The following is a 15,609-nucleotide window of genomic DNA, read 5'->3' as shown; positions in this document are numbered from 1 at the left end:
TACTATCCGCTCACCTGTGTCGTAGGACACAGTGGTGAGAGGCGGTCACCGTGGACGAATACCCGACCCTGTGCGCGGCTTTCCAGGACACCGCACAGATCAACCCGGCCCAGATAGCCCTGCGCACACCCGTTGGCGTTGTCTCGTACACGTGGCGCGACTACGAGCAGCGGGTCCGCAGCATCGCCGCGGGGCTTGCCGCTCTTGGCGTAGTCCGGGGTGAGGCTGTGGGGTTGATGCTCACCAACCGCCCCGAGTTCCACCTCGTCGACACCGCCGTCTTACACCTGGGGGCCTTACCCTTCTCGGTCTACAACACCAGTTCGCCGGACCAGTTGACGCACGTGTTCGCCAACGCGGGCAACAGGATCGTGGTGACCGAACGATCGTTCGTGCCGGTGCTGAGGTCCGCGGCGCCGCGGCTGCGGCTGGTGTGCGTGGACGGCGCGGTCGAGGGCGCCGAGTCGCTGGCCGTGGTGGAGGCGGCCGGGGCACCGGACTTCGACTTCGACGCCGCGTGGCGCGCCGTCGAACCGGACGACGTCGCCACCATCATCTACACCTCGGGCACCACCGGCCCGCCCAAGGGCGTGGAACTGACCCACGCCAACGTCATGGCGGTGGCCGCGGCGGTCAAGCAGGCGTTCGAGCTCTTACCCGGCGACCGGGTGGTGTCGTTCCTGCCCTCGGCGCACATCGCCGACCGGGTCGCCTCGCACTACGCGTCGATCCTGTTCGGCACCGAGGTGATCTCGGTGGCCGACGCCCGCAACCTGGGGACCGCGTTGCCGGACGCGCGGCCGCACCTGTTCTTCGCGGTGCCCAGGGTGTGGCAGAAGTTCCAGCTGGCCATCGAGTCCGCCGTCGCCGCCGAGCCGCACCGGCTCAAGCGCGCGGTCGCCGCCTGGTCGCTGGACGTGGCGCGGCGGCACCTGCGGCGGCCGCGGTCCTGGTACCTGGCGGGCTGCCACGCCGTCGCGGACCGGGTGGTGCTGCGCCGGTTGCGGGCCCGCCTCGGCTTGGACGAGGTCAAGGTCCCGGCGTCCGGCGCGGCCGCGATCCCGGTGGAGACGCTGGAGTTCTTCTGGGCCATCGGCATCCCGGTGTACGAGATCTGGGGCATGTCCGAGACCGCGGGCCTGGGCACCTCCGGCCGGGTCGGCCACAACAAGATCGGCACCGTCGGCACCCCCGTGCACGGCACCGAGGTCCGCCTCGCCGACGACGGCGAACTCCTCATCCGCGGCGCCTCGGTCATGCTCCGCTACCGCGGCGACCCGATCCGCACCGCCGCCACCATCGACCCGGACGGCTGGGTGCACACCGGCGACCTCGGCGTGATCGACGACGACGGGTTCGTGTCCATCGTGGACCGCAAGAAGGAACTCATCATCACCTCCTCGGGCAAGAACATGTCGCCCACCTACATCGAGAACGCCATCAAGGCGGCCACCCCCGCCATCAGCCAGGTAGTGGCCATCGGCGACAACCGCCCCTACATCTGCGCCCTGATAGTCCTGGACCCGGACGCCGCCGCCACCCTCGCCGCCACCCACAACCTCCCCACCACCCCCGACGCCCTGGCCGCCGCCCCGCCCATCCGCACCCTCGTCACCGCCGCCATCCGCGCGGCCAACACCAAGCTCTCCCGCGTGGAACAGGTCAAGCGCTTCCACATCCTCCCCACCTACTGGCCCCCCGGCGGCGACGAACTGACCCCCACCCTCAAACTCCGCCGCAAACCCATCTCAGAGAAGTACGCCCAAACCATCACCAACCTCTACGCCGAAACCCCCACCCCCGACACCGTCAACCTGGCCACCGCCCCCTAACCCCCACCCCACCCCCCACGCCGCCGGTGTCCCTAACGCCCCCACAACGTTGGCCCCCACCCGGCCCTCACAGACGTTGGCCCAACGCGCCCCTGAACAACGTTGGCCCACACGCGCCCCCAAACGACGTTGGCCGACAAGCGCTCCTCGGAGTCGCTGGTGCCAGGCCGGCTCGATGGGGTGGACTTGTTTTGTGTGGGGGGACGGCACTCGTAGCGTCGCTCACCGTGGCAGGGCCTGCTTGTGGGCCCCTGCTTTGTGGTTCTGCCCGGGTGTCGTAGGGGCCCGCGCAAAACAAGTTCGCCGCATCGAGCTTGTCGCTTAAATCGCGCCCCCACGCAATGCCGAAGGCGAGCCGTCAACCGTCGACGCCGCAGGCGAGACCGAGAGCCGCCCACCCCTCACCGCACCAACAAATTCACATCCCCAAACTCATGCCACAAATACCCTCCCCCCACCGCTTCCGCGTAACACCGCTCAACCACCCCCCTCCCCGCCACCGCCACCAACATGTCCACATGCGACGCCGAAGCCTCGTGAAACCCCGTCAACAACCCGTCCACCACAGCCACCCCGCGCTCCGGCGTCACCACCAACTCCGTCCACCCACAGGCCTCCCGCACCACCCCATCCCGAACAGCCGACTCCACCGCCCGCACCGCCGTAGTCCCCACCGCGATCACCCGCCGCCCATCAGCCTTCGCGGCGTTCACCATCCGCGCGGTCTCAGCGGAAACCCGGAACCACTCGGGATAAGGCCGCTCATGCGCCTCCGGCGACGCCACTCCCGTGTGCAACAAAACCGGCGCGAACTGCACCCCCGCCGCCACCAGCCGGGTCACCAATCGATCAGTGAACGGCCGACCCGCACTAGGCATCTCAGCGCTACCGGGGTCCACACCGAACACCGTCTGGTAATACCGCAGTGGCCACGAGTGCGGCACGTACCCATACCGAATCGGTTCCCCCACCGCCGCCAGGTAAGCCTGCACGGTCGCGAAGGGCCCCGGGTCGATGGTCGCCTCCCACAGCCGGTTCCGCGAGTATCGCCCCCGCAACAGGACAGATGCGCCGCCGACCAAAGGCAAGCGATCGCCTGCGGCACCGAACGGATACGGCTGGGTTCCCGAGCGCAGTTCCAGTAACCACGTTCCGTCGGCGTTCTCCGTGGACAGGTGCACGCGCAGCGAACCGCCGACCACCGCCACGGACGCGGGTAACGTGCCGGAGGTGTTGACCACCAACACATCTCCCGCGCGCAACACCGAGGGCAGGTCGCTGAACCGGTGGTGGCTGAGTTCGCCGCCGTCGCTCACCAGGAGGCGGACGCCGTCGCGGGCGAGGCCGCGGGCCTCGGGGGGTTCGTGGGCGTCCAGGCCCGCGGGCAGGGTCAGGTCGGTGGTCACAGGGCCACCTCCGGCAGGCGGATCCGGCCGGAGCGCGGGCGGGTGGACACCACGTGCAGCACGGCGGGGACGATGGTGTCCGGGGCGGGGCGGTCGCTGATGTCCTCGCCGGGGAAGGCGTCCTGGTGCATCCGGGTGCGGAGGTCGCCGGGGTCGGCCCACCACACGTGGATCGCGGGTTCCTCGACGGACAGGACGCCGCTGAGCAGGTCCACCGCCGCTTTCGAGGCGCCGTAACCGCCCCAGCCCTCGTAGTGCGCGACGGCGGCGTCCGAGGTGATGTTGAGGATCGCGCCGCCTCGCCTGCGCAGCCCCGGTAGCGCTACCTGGGTGAGGCCGAGCAAGGCGACCACATTGGCCTCGAACACCTCGCGCAACCCGTCGAGCGGGTACTCCGCGAGGCCGGGCAGTGGGCTCGGGCCCAGCGCGCCCGCGTTGTTGACCAGCAGGGTGGCGCCGCCGAGCGCGTCGGCGGCGGCGACCAGGTCCTCCCGGTGGTCGGCGTCGGTGATGTCGCCGGGGATCGCCTCGACCCGACCGGGCAGCGCCGCCGCTGCCGCCACCAGCTCGTCGGCGCCCCTGGCGTCGAGCACCAGGTCCCACCCGGCCCCGGCGAGCCCGGCGGCGACCGCGTGCCCCAACCCCCGCGAGGCACCAGTGACGATGGCCACCCGGCGCACGCCGTCCCCTGCCGCATCCGCTTCCCGCATTGCCTTCCCCCATTCCTCCCCGTGCGCCGGGCTTTCCCCGCACACGAAACGACTGCCATCGACGTTAGGCACCGCCGCGGGCCGTGCCATCGGACCCGAGGCGGGACTTCCCTCCGACTTTGGTCCTAGGACCAGCGGTTTCGTCGGTCCGCCTCGGTACCGTGGACCCGTGACCGGGATCGGGAGGAACGAACTGCGCGCCGTCAGCGCCGCCGTGCTGGCGGTCGCGACACACCTGTCGGTGCGCGACGTCCTGCGCACGATCCTCACTTCCGCGCGCAGGCTCGTCGGCGCCCGCTACGCCGCGCTCGGCGTGCCGGACGAGGCGGGCGGCTTCGCCGAGTTCCTCGCCGACGGCGTCACCGACGAGCAGTGGGCCGCGATCGGCCCGGTACCGCGCCAGCACGGTCTGCTCGGGGTGCTGCTGCACGAGCCGAACCCGGTCCGGCTCGACGACATCCGCGCCCACCCCCGGTTCGAGTGGTGGCCCGCGGCGCACCCCGAGCTCACCGACTTCCTCGGCGTGCCCATCGCCGACGGGGACGAGATCATCGGCGAGATCTTCGTGGCCAACAAGACCGCCGCGGGCGGGTTCACCGAGCAGGACGAGGAACTGCTGGCGCTGCTGGCGGCGCACGCGGCCATCGCGATCGTCAACGCGCGGCTGCACGAGCGGGCCAGGGAGCTGTCCATGGTGCAGGAGCGCACCAGGATCGCCAGGGAGCTGCACGACGCCGTGACGCAGAAGCTGTTCAGCCTGCGGCTGGCCGCGGAGTCGGCGGCCGCGCTGGCCGGTCGCGACTCCGCGCGCGCGGCGGTCCAACTGGACCTGGTGCGCGCGCTGGCCGGGGAGGTCAGCGACGAACTGCGCGCCGCGGTCGTGGGACTGCGCCCGCCCGACCTCGCGGGCGACGGGCTCGACAGCGCCATCAGCAAGCAGGCCGAGTTGCTCAACCGCGTGCACGGAGTGGACATCGTCTACCGGGGTGGCGACGTCCCCCGACTGACCACGACGCGGGAAGAAGCGGTGTACCGGGTGCTGCAAGAGGCGCTGCACAACGCGTTGCGGCACGCGCGCGCCCACCGCATCAACGTGGACCTGCGGTTCCACTCCGAGTCGGTGGTGTTGGAGGTCAGCGACGACGGCGTGGGGTTCGACGCCGAGGGCAGCCGGGACCGCAGGCTCGGGCTGACCTCGATGCGGGAGCGGGCGCGCACCGCGGGCGGCAGGCTCCGGGTCACCTCGACCAGTCCCGGGGGGACGACGGTACGGCTGGAGGTGCCCGTTGGCGGCTGAGGTGATCCGGGTGCTCGTCGTCGACGACCACCCGGTGGTGCGCCAGGGGTTGCGCACCTTCCTGGACCTGCAGGACGACATCACCGTCGTCGGCGAGGCCGCCGACGGCGCGTCCTGCGTCGCCGCGGCCGAGTCGCTGCTGCCGGACGTGGTGCTGCTGGACCTGCGCATGCCCGGTACCGACGGCGTCTACGCGCTCAACGCCCTGCGCGAGGCGGGCAACAAAGCGCGGGTTCTTGTCATCACGAGCTTCACCGAGCCGGTGGGCATAGTCCCCGCCGTGCGCGCGGGCGCCGCGGGTTACGTCTACAAGGATGTCGACCCGTTGGCGCTGGCCGCCGCCGTCAGGTCAGTGCACGCGGGCCATGTGTTGCTGCACCCCGATGTGGCGCGGCTGCTCGCCGAGGGCGACACGCGCCCGGGCGGTGCCACGCTGACCGCGCGCGAGCGCGAGGTCCTCGCCCAGGTAGCGCAAGGGAACTCGAACCGGCAGATCGCCCGCGAACTCACGCTGTCGGAGAAGACGGTGAAGTCGCACATGACCGCGATCCTGGGCAAGCTGGGTCTGCACGACCGCACCCAGGCCGCCCTCTACGCGGTGCGCACCGGCCTGGTGTCCCCGGCCGGTCGCTGACAAGCGCCGCTGATCGGCACCACTGACGGTGTGGTTGACCGGTCGCTGCCCAGTGTCGCCGACCGGTCGCTGAATGCTCCCTCGGCCGTTCGGCCACCCGGGTCGGCCGATCGGCCGGACCTTCGCACATCGGGCAACCCCGCGCGCTGATCTGGCGTCTTTTCCCCGTAGCGGTGCGTGAAACTCCTGTGGGTACTGGCCGGGGACACCACTATTCATCGTGTGTATAGTCCGGTCGCGTACCGGTTCACGAACTTGGGGATATGGGGGTACCGGTGAACTTTCGGCTCATCATCACCGCACTCGTCGCGACAACCGTCGTCGCCGGGTGCTCGACCTCGTCGGCGGGCCCACCGGTGCCCGGCCTCGCCGAGCGCGGCACCACGATGACCACCGCGACGCTGACCCGCAAGGACCTCACCACCAAGGTGAGCCTCAAGGGCAAGGTCGCGCTCAACCCGGTCTACGGCCTGGTGGCGCCGGTCGACGGCCAGGTGCGCTACCTGGAGGTCAAGGACGACAAGAAGGGCACGCCGACCAAGCCGACCCGGGTCGGCGCGGTGTGGGCGGCGGGCAAGCCCACCCACATCGAGGTGCCCGCGGGCTCGACCTTCGCGGGCAGGCTGGTCGACGACAAGGCCACCGTCACCGCCGGGATGCCCGTGGTGTCCGCGAAGTTCGGCGGCTACGCACTCGTCGCCGACATCGACGGCGCGCAGGCCTACGCACTGGCCGAGGGCCTCGGCGCGGTGCGCGGGCAGATCAAGAGCGGCCCCGGGCCGTTCGACTGCGCCGTGCTCGGCACCACCGCCGCGCTCCCGCCCGGCACCATCCCCGACCCGCCCGCCCCACCCGCGCCCGCCGCACCGGTACCCGGCGCGCCCGTCGAGGCGCCCCCGGTCCAGGCGCCCGCGCCGCAGCCGGAGCAGGACTCGCGCACCCCGTCCGAGTCGACCGGCATGCGCCTGGTGTGCGTGCCGCCCGCGGGCATCAAGCTGATCAACGGCGCCGAGGCCACCCTCGAGGTGATCACCGCCCAGGCCAAGCAGGTGCTGGTCGCCCCGGTCGAGGCCGTGGCGGGCCAGCAGGGCGCGGGCAAGGTCGACGTGCTCGACGCCAACGGCACCCGGCAGACCAAGGACGTCGTGCTCGGCGGCACCGACGGCGACGTCGTGGAGATCAGGTCCGGGCTCACCGGCACCGAGACCCTCGCCCTGCCCGGTCCCGACCTGCCCGCGCCGCAGGACGGGACAGCGGGCAAATGACCGTCACCCCGATCCAGCAGCCGCTGATCCAGCTCAACGGCGTCACCAAGACCCTCAAGGGCCAGGGCGAGCCGCGGCCCATCCTCTCCGGTGTGGACCTGACCGTGCGGGCCGGGGAGAGCGTGGCGATCCTGGGCCGCTCCGGGTCCGGCAAGAGCACGCTGCTCAGCCTCATCGGCCTGTTCGACCGCCCGGACGGCGGCCAGTACCTGCTGCACGGCGCCGACATCACCCGCGTCCCCGAGCGCCGCGCCGCCCGGCTGCGCAGCCAGGAGTTCGGGTTCGTGTTCCAGCGGTTCTTCCTGCTCAAGCACCTCACCGCGGCGCAGAACGTGGCGATGGCGCTGGTCAACGGCCAGGGCTGGCTGGCCCGCCGCAAGCGCAGGGCCCGGGTGCTGGCGGCGCTGGAGCAGGTCGGCATCGCGCACCTGGCCAAGCACCGCCCAGCCCGGCTCTCCGGCGGCGAGCAGCAGCGGGTCGCCATCGCCAGGGCGCTGGTGCGCCAACCGCGGATCCTGCTGGCCGACGAGCCGACCGGCGCGCTGGACACCGAGACCGGCGCGCTGGTCATCGACGTGCTGCACGCGGCGACCGACCGCGGCTGCGGGCTGATCCTGGTCACCCACGACCACGCCCACGCCAACCGGATGGGCCGGGTGGTGCGGCTGCGCGACGGCCTGCTGGTGCCCGACCGGGCGGGGGTGGCGGTCTGATGGCGCTCACCGGGCGGCTCCGCTCCGCGGTGGTCATCGGCGGCCAGGGCATCCGCGCCCGCAAGCTGCGCACCTTCCTGTCGATGATCAGCCTGTTCCTCGGTGTGCTGGCGATCGTCGCGGTGCAGGCCAGTTCGGTGCTGGCCAACCGCGCGCTGCTGGCCGACATCGAGATGAACGAGGGCAAGGACGGCACGGTCGTGGTGGGCGTGCCCCCGGGCACCGAGTCCGTGAGCGCCGTGCTCGACCTGGTGACCGGGCACCCGGGTGCCGTCGCGACGACCTCGACCGGCGCGATCATCGGCGAGCCCGGCCTGACGCCGGTCAACCCCGGCGGCGTGCCGCTGCGCTACGCCGACCAGGGCGGCCCGGCGATGAAGATGGTCTGCGACGGCCGGGGCAACTGCTACAGCGAGGTCTCGGACGACAAACCGCCACCGCGCGGCAACGCCGTCGAGCTGCTGGTGGTCGGCGTCACCGGCGACATCCGCCAGTTCCGGCCGTTCCAGCTGGAGGCGGGCAGCTGGCTCGACTTCGGCGGCCAGCCGTCGATGTCGCCGCGCCTGGTCCTCAACCGCGAGGCGGCGGAGGCGTTCACCCGCTACCAGTTGCCCGCCGAGATGACCATCGGCGGCAGTGGCAGCCAGCCGTCCCCCGGCTCGCCGCACCCGACCCCGCGCGTGGTCGGCGCCGTGCACGACGGCAGTTCCCAGCCCACGGCCTACGTCCGGGCCGACGAGCTGCTGCGCTGGCTCCCGGAGACCTCGAACGCCGCGCAGAGCATGGGGATCCTGATGACGCCGCAGGCGTCGGCCTCGATCACGCCCGCCCTGCGCGCCAAGCTCGGCCCCGAGCTGGCGGGCCAGATCTACACCCACACGGTCGACTCCCGCGAGCGCATCGGCGGCCAGCTGGACATGATGAAGTGGATCTTCTACGGGATGGCGGCGCTCGTGCTGCTCATCGGCGTGGCGGGCATCCTCAACGTCGGCCTGGCGACGGTCGGTGAGCGGGTGGAGGAGTTCGCGCTGCGCCGAGCCGTGGGCACGCCCCGGCTCCTGCTGGCGGGGATCGTGCTGGCGGAGACCCTCATCATCGGCTTGCTCACCGCCGCGGCGGCGATCGCGGTGGGAGTCGTCGGCCTGGAAGCCGCGGGCCAGGTCTTCGGCGCCAACCGGCCCACGCTGCAGAACGTGGAGTTCCCCTGGGAAGCGGGGGTGGCCGGGGTGGCGGCCGGTCTGGTCGCGGGTGTCCTCGGTGGACTGTTCCCGGCGATCCGCGCGGCGCGGATCCCGATCGCCACCGTCATGCGGGCTTAACCCCAGGCTGGGTGGGTGGTGGTGTGGCGGGCCCACCCACCCAGCCGCCGGGGTCCAGGTCTAGGCGGGGATCCACTCGCTGTTGGCCCCGCACACGACCAGGCAAGGTAGATCTGCCTCGACCCGTCCGGCCAACCAGGCCGCCAAGGGCACCGCGGCCGCGGGCTCGACCGCGATCCGGAACTCCTCCCACAGCAGGTCCCGCGCGGCCAGCAGTTCCCCGTCGGTGACCAATACCGACCGCGTGTCGCCGGAGCGCACTACCTCGAACGGCAGCGCCCCCACGCGCGTGGCACCCAACGCGGACGCGGCCACTGAGTCCACCACCGAGTCGACCGGTGTACCCGCGGCCAGCGCGTCGTGCATCGCCTGGCAGTTCTCGGGTTCCACCAGAACGACCGACCGGCCGCCCGCGCCCAGCACGGTGCCGGCAGCCAATCCGCCACCGCCGACCGCGACGACGAGGGCGTCGACCTCCGGCGCGTCCGCGACGACCTCCGCCGCGCACGTCCCCTGGCCCGCGATCACCAGTGGGTCGTCGTAGGCGGGCACATATCGCGCACCACTGGTGGACGCCTCGGTCAACGCCGCCGCGGCGGCCTCCGCGTAGGCGCTACCGTGCCGCACCAACTTCGCCCCGGCCGCCTCGATGCGGCGCGTCTTCGACTCGGGTGCGCGTTCTGGGACATAGACCGTCGCCGGTAGGTCCAAGAGGCGTGCGGCGGTCGCGACTGCCAGGCCGTGGTTACCTCCGGAGGCCGTCACGACGTGCGTAGGACGCGGTCCGCCGAGCAGCGCGTTGAGGGCGCCCCGCAGTTTGAACGATCCCGTGCGTTGCAGGTGTTCCAGCTTCAGCACCAGGGGACGACCGTCCAGTTCGGTGCGCAGGATCGGGGTGTGGCGGGCGTGGGGAGCTATCCGCCCCGCTGCCGCGGCGACATCGGTGTGGTCCACGCCCACCGATGCTAATCGGGCCGGTGGTGTGGGGCGCCCGGAGGCGATCCACCAGACTGCTCCCGTGAGCACCGCACCCTGGCCGCCCGGTAGCGCTACCGGGATCGGCTCGCTGCCTGGGACAGACCCCGTCGAGGCCGCTGCCACCGTCCTCGGGGAACTGCCAGACCTACCGCACCTACCCGAGCTCCCCGCGCGTGGACTCGGCGCGGACATGCTCGGTCGCACGGCGGCGTTGCTCGTAGACCTCGCCATCGAGCTGGTTCCCTCTGGCTACCGCGTGGCCGCGCACCCGGGTATCGACCACCGGCGGGCGACGGACCACATCCGCCGCGACCTCGACGCCATCGAGGAGGCCGTGGAGCGGCTCGGCACGCCGCCCCCGGTGGTGAAGGTGCAGCTCGCGGGTCCGTGGACGCTCACGTCGGGGTTGGAGCTACCGCGCGGGCACCGGGTGCTGACCGACCGCGGCGCGCTGCGGGAGTTCACCGAGTCCCTCGGCGAGGGCCTGACCAGGCACGTCGCGGAGGTGCGCAGGCGGCTGGGCACCGAGGTGGTCGTGCAGCTCGACGAGCCGGGCCTGCCGACCGTGCTCGCCGGGGCGCTGCCCACCCCATCGGGGTACGGCACGGTGCGCGCGATCGCCGAACCCGAAGCCAGGGACGTGCTCGGCGCGGTCGTCGAGGCAGCCAAGGCCGCGACCGGGCAGCCCGTGGTGATCCACTGCTGCGCGTCGAGGCCGCCGTTCGCGCTGCTGCGCTCCGCGGGCGCCGACGCGATCGCCTTCGACGTAGCGCTGCTGGCCAAGGCGGGCGCGGCGGCGTGGGACGAGATCGGGGAGGTGTGGGACTCGGGCACCGTGCTGTTCCTCGGGGTCGTGCCCAGCACCGACCCCGGCAAGCCGGTCGCCCTGCGCGACGTGGCGGGCCAGGCGTTCCGGCTGACCGACCGGCTCGGCTTCGGGCGGTCCATCCTGGCCGACCGCGCCGTGGCCACACCGACGTGCGGCATGGCGGGCGCCACGGAGACCTGGGCGCGCCGCGCCATGTCCCTCGTGCGCGATACCGGCAAGGCGTTCATGGAGCCACCGGAGGGCTGGTAGCCCTACCGCAGCGGTTCGACACCCGGCGGCAGGGCGTTGGCCGCGACTAGAGCGTCGATGTGCCCGAACAGCGTCGACCGGAACGCCCGGGCCGCGGCTGTCGGTGGGGTGTCGGTGCGGTGCGCGAGGGCGATCGTGCGGCGGATGGGTGGGCTCGCCAACGGAGTCGCGCGCAGACCAGGGCGGCCCGGTAGCACCAGGCTCGGCACCAGCGCCACGCCCAGTCCGGCCTCCACGAACCGCAGCACGGCGTCCATCTCGCCGCCCTCCACCGCCAGCGTCGGTTCGAACCCGACCTCCCGGCAGGCGTGCAGGGTGGTCTCCCGTAGGTCATAACCGCTGCGGAACATGACCATCGGCCGGTCGCGAAGCGACTCCAGCCGAACAGTGCCCGGTAGGGCTGCCTCCGCCGCCGACGACGCCACCATGAGGTGCTCGCGCAGCACAGGGGTCATGGTTAGCGCTGACTCGACACCCTGCGGCGGAACGATCAGCAGCGCCAGATCCAGTTCGCCCCCCAGCAGCGCGGATGTCAGGTCACGGGAGCCGCTCTCCTCGACCTGCAACCGGATACCGGGGTAACGATCGTGATAGCGCCGAAGGACGTCGGCTAGGACGCCCACACACACGCTCGGTGTCGCGCCGAGGCGGATCCGCCCTTGCCTGAGGCCGACCAGTTCCGCGACCTCCAACCTGGCCGAGTCCACATCGGACAAGATGCGTTTGGCGATCGGTAGGAGTGCCTCGCCCGCCGCGGTAAGAGCGACGTTGCCCCTCGCGCGGGTGAACAGGGCCGCGCCCAACTCCGCCTCCAGGCTGGAGATCTGCTTGCTCAGTGAGGGCTGCGCCACATGTGCCCGCTGGGCCGCGCGCGTGAAGTGCCGCGTCTGGGCCACGGCCAGGAAGTACACGAGCTGCTGCAGCGTCATAGCCCCAGGCTATCGAGCTGAGCCGATTCATGTATTGGACGACTTGTCGAGTGCACTCCTAGCGTGGGGGCATGGCTCTGACCCTTCAGCGCGGATCGCTTGGCAGGCAAGGGTTCCCGCGCAGGCTGTGGTCGTCGACGGTGGGCAAGAAGGCCGTGATGGCGGTCACCGGCGGCATCCTGCTCGCCTACGTGGTCGCGCACATGGTGGGCAACCTGACGATCTTCCTCGGCGACATCGACGGCTACGGCGTCTTCCTGCGCCGACTGCTCGCCCCGGTGCTGGGCCACGGCGGGTTCGTGTGGGTGATCCGCGTGGTGCTGCTGCTCGCCGTGGTCCTGCACATGACCGCCGCCATCCAGCTCGCCCGGCGCGCGGCCAGGGCCAGGCCGGTGGGGTACGCGCGGCGGCCGAGGGTCCAGGGCGGGTACGCGGCGCGGACCATGCGGTGGGGCGGGGTGATCATCGCCCTGTTCGTGGTCTACCACCTGCTCGACCTCACCGCGGGCGTGCTGAACCCGCACGGTGTCGAGGGGCAGATCCACGCCAATGTCATCGCCGACTTCCAACACTGGTACGTCGTGGCGGCCTACACCCTCGCCGTTGTCGCTCTAGGCCTGCACCTGCGCCACGGGATGTGGAGCGCACTACGCAGCCTTGGCCGTGCCCCCGGCGCTTCCAGTGTGATGGCGCTGGTCGTGTCCGTTGGCATCACCGTCGGGTTCTTGTCCGTGCCGTATGCCGTCCTCTTCGGAATCGTGAGGTGACGCAATGCTCTACCGCGACGGCGACCCGATCGCTGACACACGCGCCCCGGAAGGCCCCCTGGAGACAAGATGGGAGCGACGGCGCTTCTCCGCCCGACTGGTGAACCCGGCCAACCGACGCAAGCTGACCATCGCCGTCGTGGGCACTGGCCTGGCAGGTGGCTCTGCCGCCGCCACCTTGGGCGAACTCGGCTACAACGTCCTGTCGTTCTGCTACCAGGACAGCCCAAGACGCGCACACAGCATCGCCGCGCAAGGTGGCATCAACGCCGCCAAGAACTACGCGGGCGACGGTGACAGCGTGCACCGCCTCTTCCACGACACCATCAAGGGCGGCGACTTCCGGTCCCGCGAGTCCAACGTCCACCGCCTTGCCGAGGTCAGCACGAGCATCATCGATCAGTGCGTCGCCCAAGGCGTGCCCTTCGCCCGCGAGTACGGCGGTCTGCTGGACACGAGGTCCTTCGGCGGCGCCCAGGTGTCGCGCACGTTCTACGCGCGCGGGCAGACCGGTCAGCAGCTCTTGCTCGGCGCGTATCAAGCGCTTGCGCGGCAGGTCCACGCAGGTAGCGTCAGATCATTCCCTCGAACCGAGATGCTCGACCTCGTCGTCTCGGACGGGCGTGCGCGCGGTGTCGTCGTGCGCGATCTCGTCACCGGTGAGGTCACGACCCACTTAGCTGACGCGGTAGTCCTAGCGACCGGCGGATACGGCAACGTCTTCCACCTCTCGACCAACGCCAAGGGTTGCAACACCACCGCGATCTGGCGCGCGCACAAACGCGGAGCCCTCTTCGCGAACCCGTGCTACACCCAGATCCACCCCACCTGCATCCCCGTGAGCGGTGACCACCAGTCAAAGCTGACGTTGATGAGCGAGTCCCTGCGCAACGACGGCAGGGTGTGGGTACCGGTCGAAGCGGGAGATAGTCGACCTCCCGACCAGGTCCCCGAATCCGAGCGTGACTACTACCTGGAGCGGATCTATCCGAGCTTCGGCAACCTGGTCCCGCGCGATATCGCCTCACGCGCCGCGAAAGCCGTGTGCGACGCCGGTAGGGGAGTGGGACCGGGCGGGCTCGGCGTGTACCTCGACTTCGCCGACGCCATAGCGCGACTCGGCAGGGACACCGTCGCTGCCCGATACGGGAACCTCTTCGAGATGTACCAACGCATCACCGACGAGGACCCGTACCAGGTCCCGATGCGGATCTATCCCGCGGTGCACTACACCATGGGCGGACTCTGGGTGGACTACGACCTGCGCAGCACCATCCCCGGCCTGTTCGTCATCGGTGAGGCCAACTTCTCCGATCACGGTGCCAACCGCCTCGGTGCCAGCGCGCTCATGCAAGGCCTCGCCGACGGGTACTTCGTGCTCCCTGCCGTCATCGGTGACTACCTCGCCGATGGCCCGTTCGGCCCCGTTGACCCCAACGCCGTCGATGAAGCCGAGGACGGTGTTCGCGAACTCGTCTCGACTCTCCTGACCATCAAGGGCGACCGTACACCTGAGTCCTTCCACCGAGAGCTGGGCAGGCTCATGTGGGACCTCTGTGGCATGGAGCGGTCGGAAGACGGCCTGCGCAAGGCACTCGAACGCATCCCCTCCCTGCGCGAGGAGTTCTGGCGTCGGCTCAAGGTCACCGGCACCGGCGGCGAGCTCAACCAAGCTCTGGAGAAGGCAGGCCGGGTCGCGGACTTCCTCGAGCTGGCCGAACTGATGTGTGTTGACGCTCTTCACCGGAGCGAGTCCTGCGGCGGTCACTTCCGCGTCGAGAGTCAGACCGCCGAAGGCGACGCGCGCCGCGACGACGACCGCTTCTCCTATGTGGCGGCGTGGGAGTTCACGGGCGTCGGTGAGCCACCCATGCTGCACCGCGAGCAACTGCACTTCGAGGCCGTCAGGCCCACCGTGAGGAGTTACAAGTGAGGTACCGAGTGCGGGTCTGGCGACAGACAGGCCCAACAGCCAAGGGACAGCTCGTCGACTACGAGATCGATGGCGTCACTGCTGAGATGTCGTTCCTGGAGATGCTCGACGTCCTCAACGAACGACTCCAACTCGAAGGCGACGATCCCGTCGCCTTCGACCACGACTGCCGCGAAGGCATCTGCGGCGCCTGCGGCGTCATGATCGACGGCGTCGCGCACGGCCCGGGCAAGGCGACCACGACCTGCCAGCTGCACATGCGCCAGTTCGACCCGGCCGACCCGATCGTGGTCGAACCCTGGCGGGCCGCGCCGTTCCCCGTCCTGCGGGACCTCGTCGTCGACCGCACCGCCCTCGACCGCGTCATCGAGGCGGGCGGCTACATCTCCACCCGGGCCGGTGCCGCCCCGGACGCGCACGCCCTCCCGGTGCCCAAACCCGACGCCGACACCGCCTTCGAGGCCGCCGCCTGCATCGGCTGCGGTGCCTGCGTCGCCGCGTGCCCCAACGGCTCCTCGATGCTGTTCACCGCCGCCAAGGCCACCCACCTCGGCGTTCTCCCGCAAGGGCAGCCCGAGCGGTACACCCGCGCGCGCGACATGGTGGAGACCCAGGACGACCTCGGCTTCGGCGGTTGCACACTCACCGGGGAGTGCACAGCCGTCTGCCCCAAGGGCATCCCGCTATCCACGATCTCCCGCCTCAACCACGACGTGCTCTCAGCCGTCCTGCGCTCGGGCTAGGCGGC

At 71.0% G+C, this 15,609-nt stretch carries 14 protein-coding genes; 10 read left to right on the top strand and 4 right to left on the bottom strand.

The genetic code is table 11. The annotated features are described in order from the left end of the window. Nucleotides 1-50: 50 nt before the first annotated feature. On the top strand, nucleotides 51-1,832 hold the full coding sequence (locus BMY07_RS09850; RefSeq protein ID WP_092776733.1) for an AMP-dependent synthetase/ligase: 1,782 nt from the start codon (nucleotides 51-53) through the stop codon (nucleotides 1,830-1,832). A 401-nt stretch (nucleotides 1,833-2,233) separates the two neighbouring features. Here BMY07_RS09850 and BMY07_RS09845 read toward each other — a convergent pair whose 3' ends face one another. Continuing rightward, nucleotides 2,234-3,238 carry an S-adenosylmethionine:tRNA ribosyltransferase-isomerase gene (locus tag BMY07_RS09845; RefSeq protein WP_218150640.1) on the bottom strand — a complete coding sequence of 335 codons (1,005 nt, stop codon included), beginning with the start codon at nucleotides 3,236-3,238 and terminating at the stop codon, nucleotides 2,234-2,236. Beyond that, nucleotides 3,235-3,948: an SDR family NAD(P)-dependent oxidoreductase gene (locus BMY07_RS09840; protein WP_092776731.1), complete on the bottom strand. Its 714-nt coding sequence runs from the start codon at nucleotides 3,946-3,948 to the stop codon at nucleotides 3,235-3,237. The genes BMY07_RS09845 and BMY07_RS09840 overlap by 4 nt, the downstream gene beginning before the upstream one ends. Before the next feature lie 169 nt (nucleotides 3,949-4,117). Here BMY07_RS09840 and BMY07_RS09835 point away from each other — a divergent pair, with 169 nt between their 5' ends. The 5 genes from BMY07_RS09835 to BMY07_RS09815 all read left to right on the top strand — a co-directional run bounded on the left by BMY07_RS09835 (nucleotide 4,118) and on the right by BMY07_RS09815 (nucleotide 9,176). Then, nucleotides 4,118-5,245: a GAF domain-containing sensor histidine kinase gene (locus BMY07_RS09835; RefSeq protein WP_218150639.1), complete on the top strand. Its 1,128-nt coding sequence runs from the start codon at nucleotides 4,118-4,120 to the stop codon at nucleotides 5,243-5,245. After that, a complete protein-coding gene (locus BMY07_RS09830; RefSeq protein WP_092776727.1) occupies nucleotides 5,235-5,879 on the top strand; it encodes a response regulator in 645 nt (214 codons plus the stop codon). The genes BMY07_RS09835 and BMY07_RS09830 overlap by 11 nt, the downstream gene beginning before the upstream one ends. 275 nt (nucleotides 5,880-6,154) lie before the next feature. Further along, on the top strand, nucleotides 6,155-7,144 hold the full coding sequence (locus tag BMY07_RS09825) for an efflux RND transporter periplasmic adaptor subunit (protein ID WP_092776725.1): 990 nt from the start codon (nucleotides 6,155-6,157) through the stop codon (nucleotides 7,142-7,144). Further along, nucleotides 7,141-7,857: an ABC transporter ATP-binding protein gene (locus tag BMY07_RS09820; RefSeq protein ID WP_092776723.1), complete on the top strand. Its 717-nt coding sequence runs from the start codon at nucleotides 7,141-7,143 to the stop codon at nucleotides 7,855-7,857. Before BMY07_RS09825 ends, BMY07_RS09820 begins: the two co-directional genes overlap by 4 nt. After that, nucleotides 7,857-9,176 carry an ABC transporter permease gene (locus tag BMY07_RS09815; RefSeq protein WP_092776721.1) on the top strand — a complete coding sequence of 440 codons (1,320 nt, stop codon included), beginning with the start codon at nucleotides 7,857-7,859 and terminating at the stop codon, nucleotides 9,174-9,176. Before BMY07_RS09820 ends, BMY07_RS09815 begins: the two co-directional genes overlap by 1 nt. Nucleotides 9,177-9,236: 60 nt before the next feature. On the opposite strand, the gene BMY07_RS09810 is transcribed toward BMY07_RS09815, so the two are convergent. Further along, on the bottom strand, nucleotides 9,237-10,130 hold the full coding sequence (locus BMY07_RS09810) for a serine/threonine dehydratase (protein ID WP_218150638.1): 894 nt from the start codon (nucleotides 10,128-10,130) through the stop codon (nucleotides 9,237-9,239). Between the two features lie 64 nt (nucleotides 10,131-10,194). Here BMY07_RS09810 and BMY07_RS09805 point away from each other — a divergent pair, with 64 nt between their 5' ends. Beyond that, nucleotides 10,195-11,232: a methionine synthase gene (locus BMY07_RS09805; protein WP_092776717.1), complete on the top strand. Its 1,038-nt coding sequence runs from the start codon at nucleotides 10,195-10,197 to the stop codon at nucleotides 11,230-11,232. 2 nt (nucleotides 11,233-11,234) lie between these two features. Here the strand turns inward: BMY07_RS09805 and BMY07_RS09800 are convergent, their stop codons facing one another. Beyond that, on the bottom strand, nucleotides 11,235-12,161 hold the full coding sequence (locus BMY07_RS09800; RefSeq protein ID WP_092776715.1) for a LysR family transcriptional regulator: 927 nt from the start codon (nucleotides 12,159-12,161) through the stop codon (nucleotides 11,235-11,237). Nucleotides 12,162-12,232: 71 nt separating this feature from the next. On the opposite strand from BMY07_RS09800, the gene BMY07_RS09795 reads away from it, so the two are divergent. The 3 genes from BMY07_RS09795 to BMY07_RS09785 are packed head-to-tail and all read left to right on the top strand — an operon-like array spanning nucleotide 12,233 to nucleotide 15,604. Next, nucleotides 12,233-12,928: a succinate dehydrogenase cytochrome b subunit gene (locus BMY07_RS09795; protein ID WP_092776713.1), complete on the top strand. Its 696-nt coding sequence runs from the start codon at nucleotides 12,233-12,235 to the stop codon at nucleotides 12,926-12,928. Between the two features lie 4 nt (nucleotides 12,929-12,932). Continuing rightward, nucleotides 12,933-14,861 (top strand): fumarate reductase/succinate dehydrogenase flavoprotein subunit, encoded by a 1,929-nt coding sequence (locus tag BMY07_RS09790; protein WP_092776711.1) that lies wholly within the window; start codon nucleotides 12,933-12,935, stop codon nucleotides 14,859-14,861. Continuing rightward, nucleotides 14,858-15,604 (top strand): succinate dehydrogenase/fumarate reductase iron-sulfur subunit, encoded by a 747-nt coding sequence (locus BMY07_RS09785; RefSeq protein WP_092776709.1) that lies wholly within the window; start codon nucleotides 14,858-14,860, stop codon nucleotides 15,602-15,604. The genes BMY07_RS09790 and BMY07_RS09785 overlap by 4 nt, the downstream gene beginning before the upstream one ends. Nucleotides 15,605-15,609: the final 5 nt, after the last annotated feature.

Origin of the sequence: Actinokineospora terrae (assembly GCF_900111175.1) — a bacterium.
GTDB lineage: Bacteria > Actinomycetota > Actinomycetes > Mycobacteriales > Pseudonocardiaceae > Actinokineospora > Actinokineospora terrae.
The sequence above is the reverse complement of the archived record's forward strand: the minus strand, read 5'-3'. Positions and strand labels throughout refer to the sequence as shown.

Coding starts and splice junctions, on each gene's coding strand:
- BMY07_RS09820 (WP_092776723.1), top strand. CDS start 7,141: ATGACCGTCACCCCGATCCAGCAGCCGCTGATCCAGCTCAACGGCGTC.
- BMY07_RS09840 (WP_092776731.1), bottom strand. CDS start 3,948: ATGCGGGAAGCGGATGCGGCAGGGGACGGCGTGCGCCGGGTGGCCATC.
- BMY07_RS09800 (WP_092776715.1), bottom strand. CDS start 12,161: ATGACGCTGCAGCAGCTCGTGTACTTCCTGGCCGTGGCCCAGACGCGG.
- BMY07_RS09790 (WP_092776711.1), top strand. CDS start 12,933: ATGCTCTACCGCGACGGCGACCCGATCGCTGACACACGCGCCCCGGAA.
- BMY07_RS09795 (WP_092776713.1), top strand. CDS start 12,233: ATGGCTCTGACCCTTCAGCGCGGATCGCTTGGCAGGCAAGGGTTCCCG.
- BMY07_RS09815 (WP_092776721.1), top strand. CDS start 7,857: ATGGCGCTCACCGGGCGGCTCCGCTCCGCGGTGGTCATCGGCGGCCAG.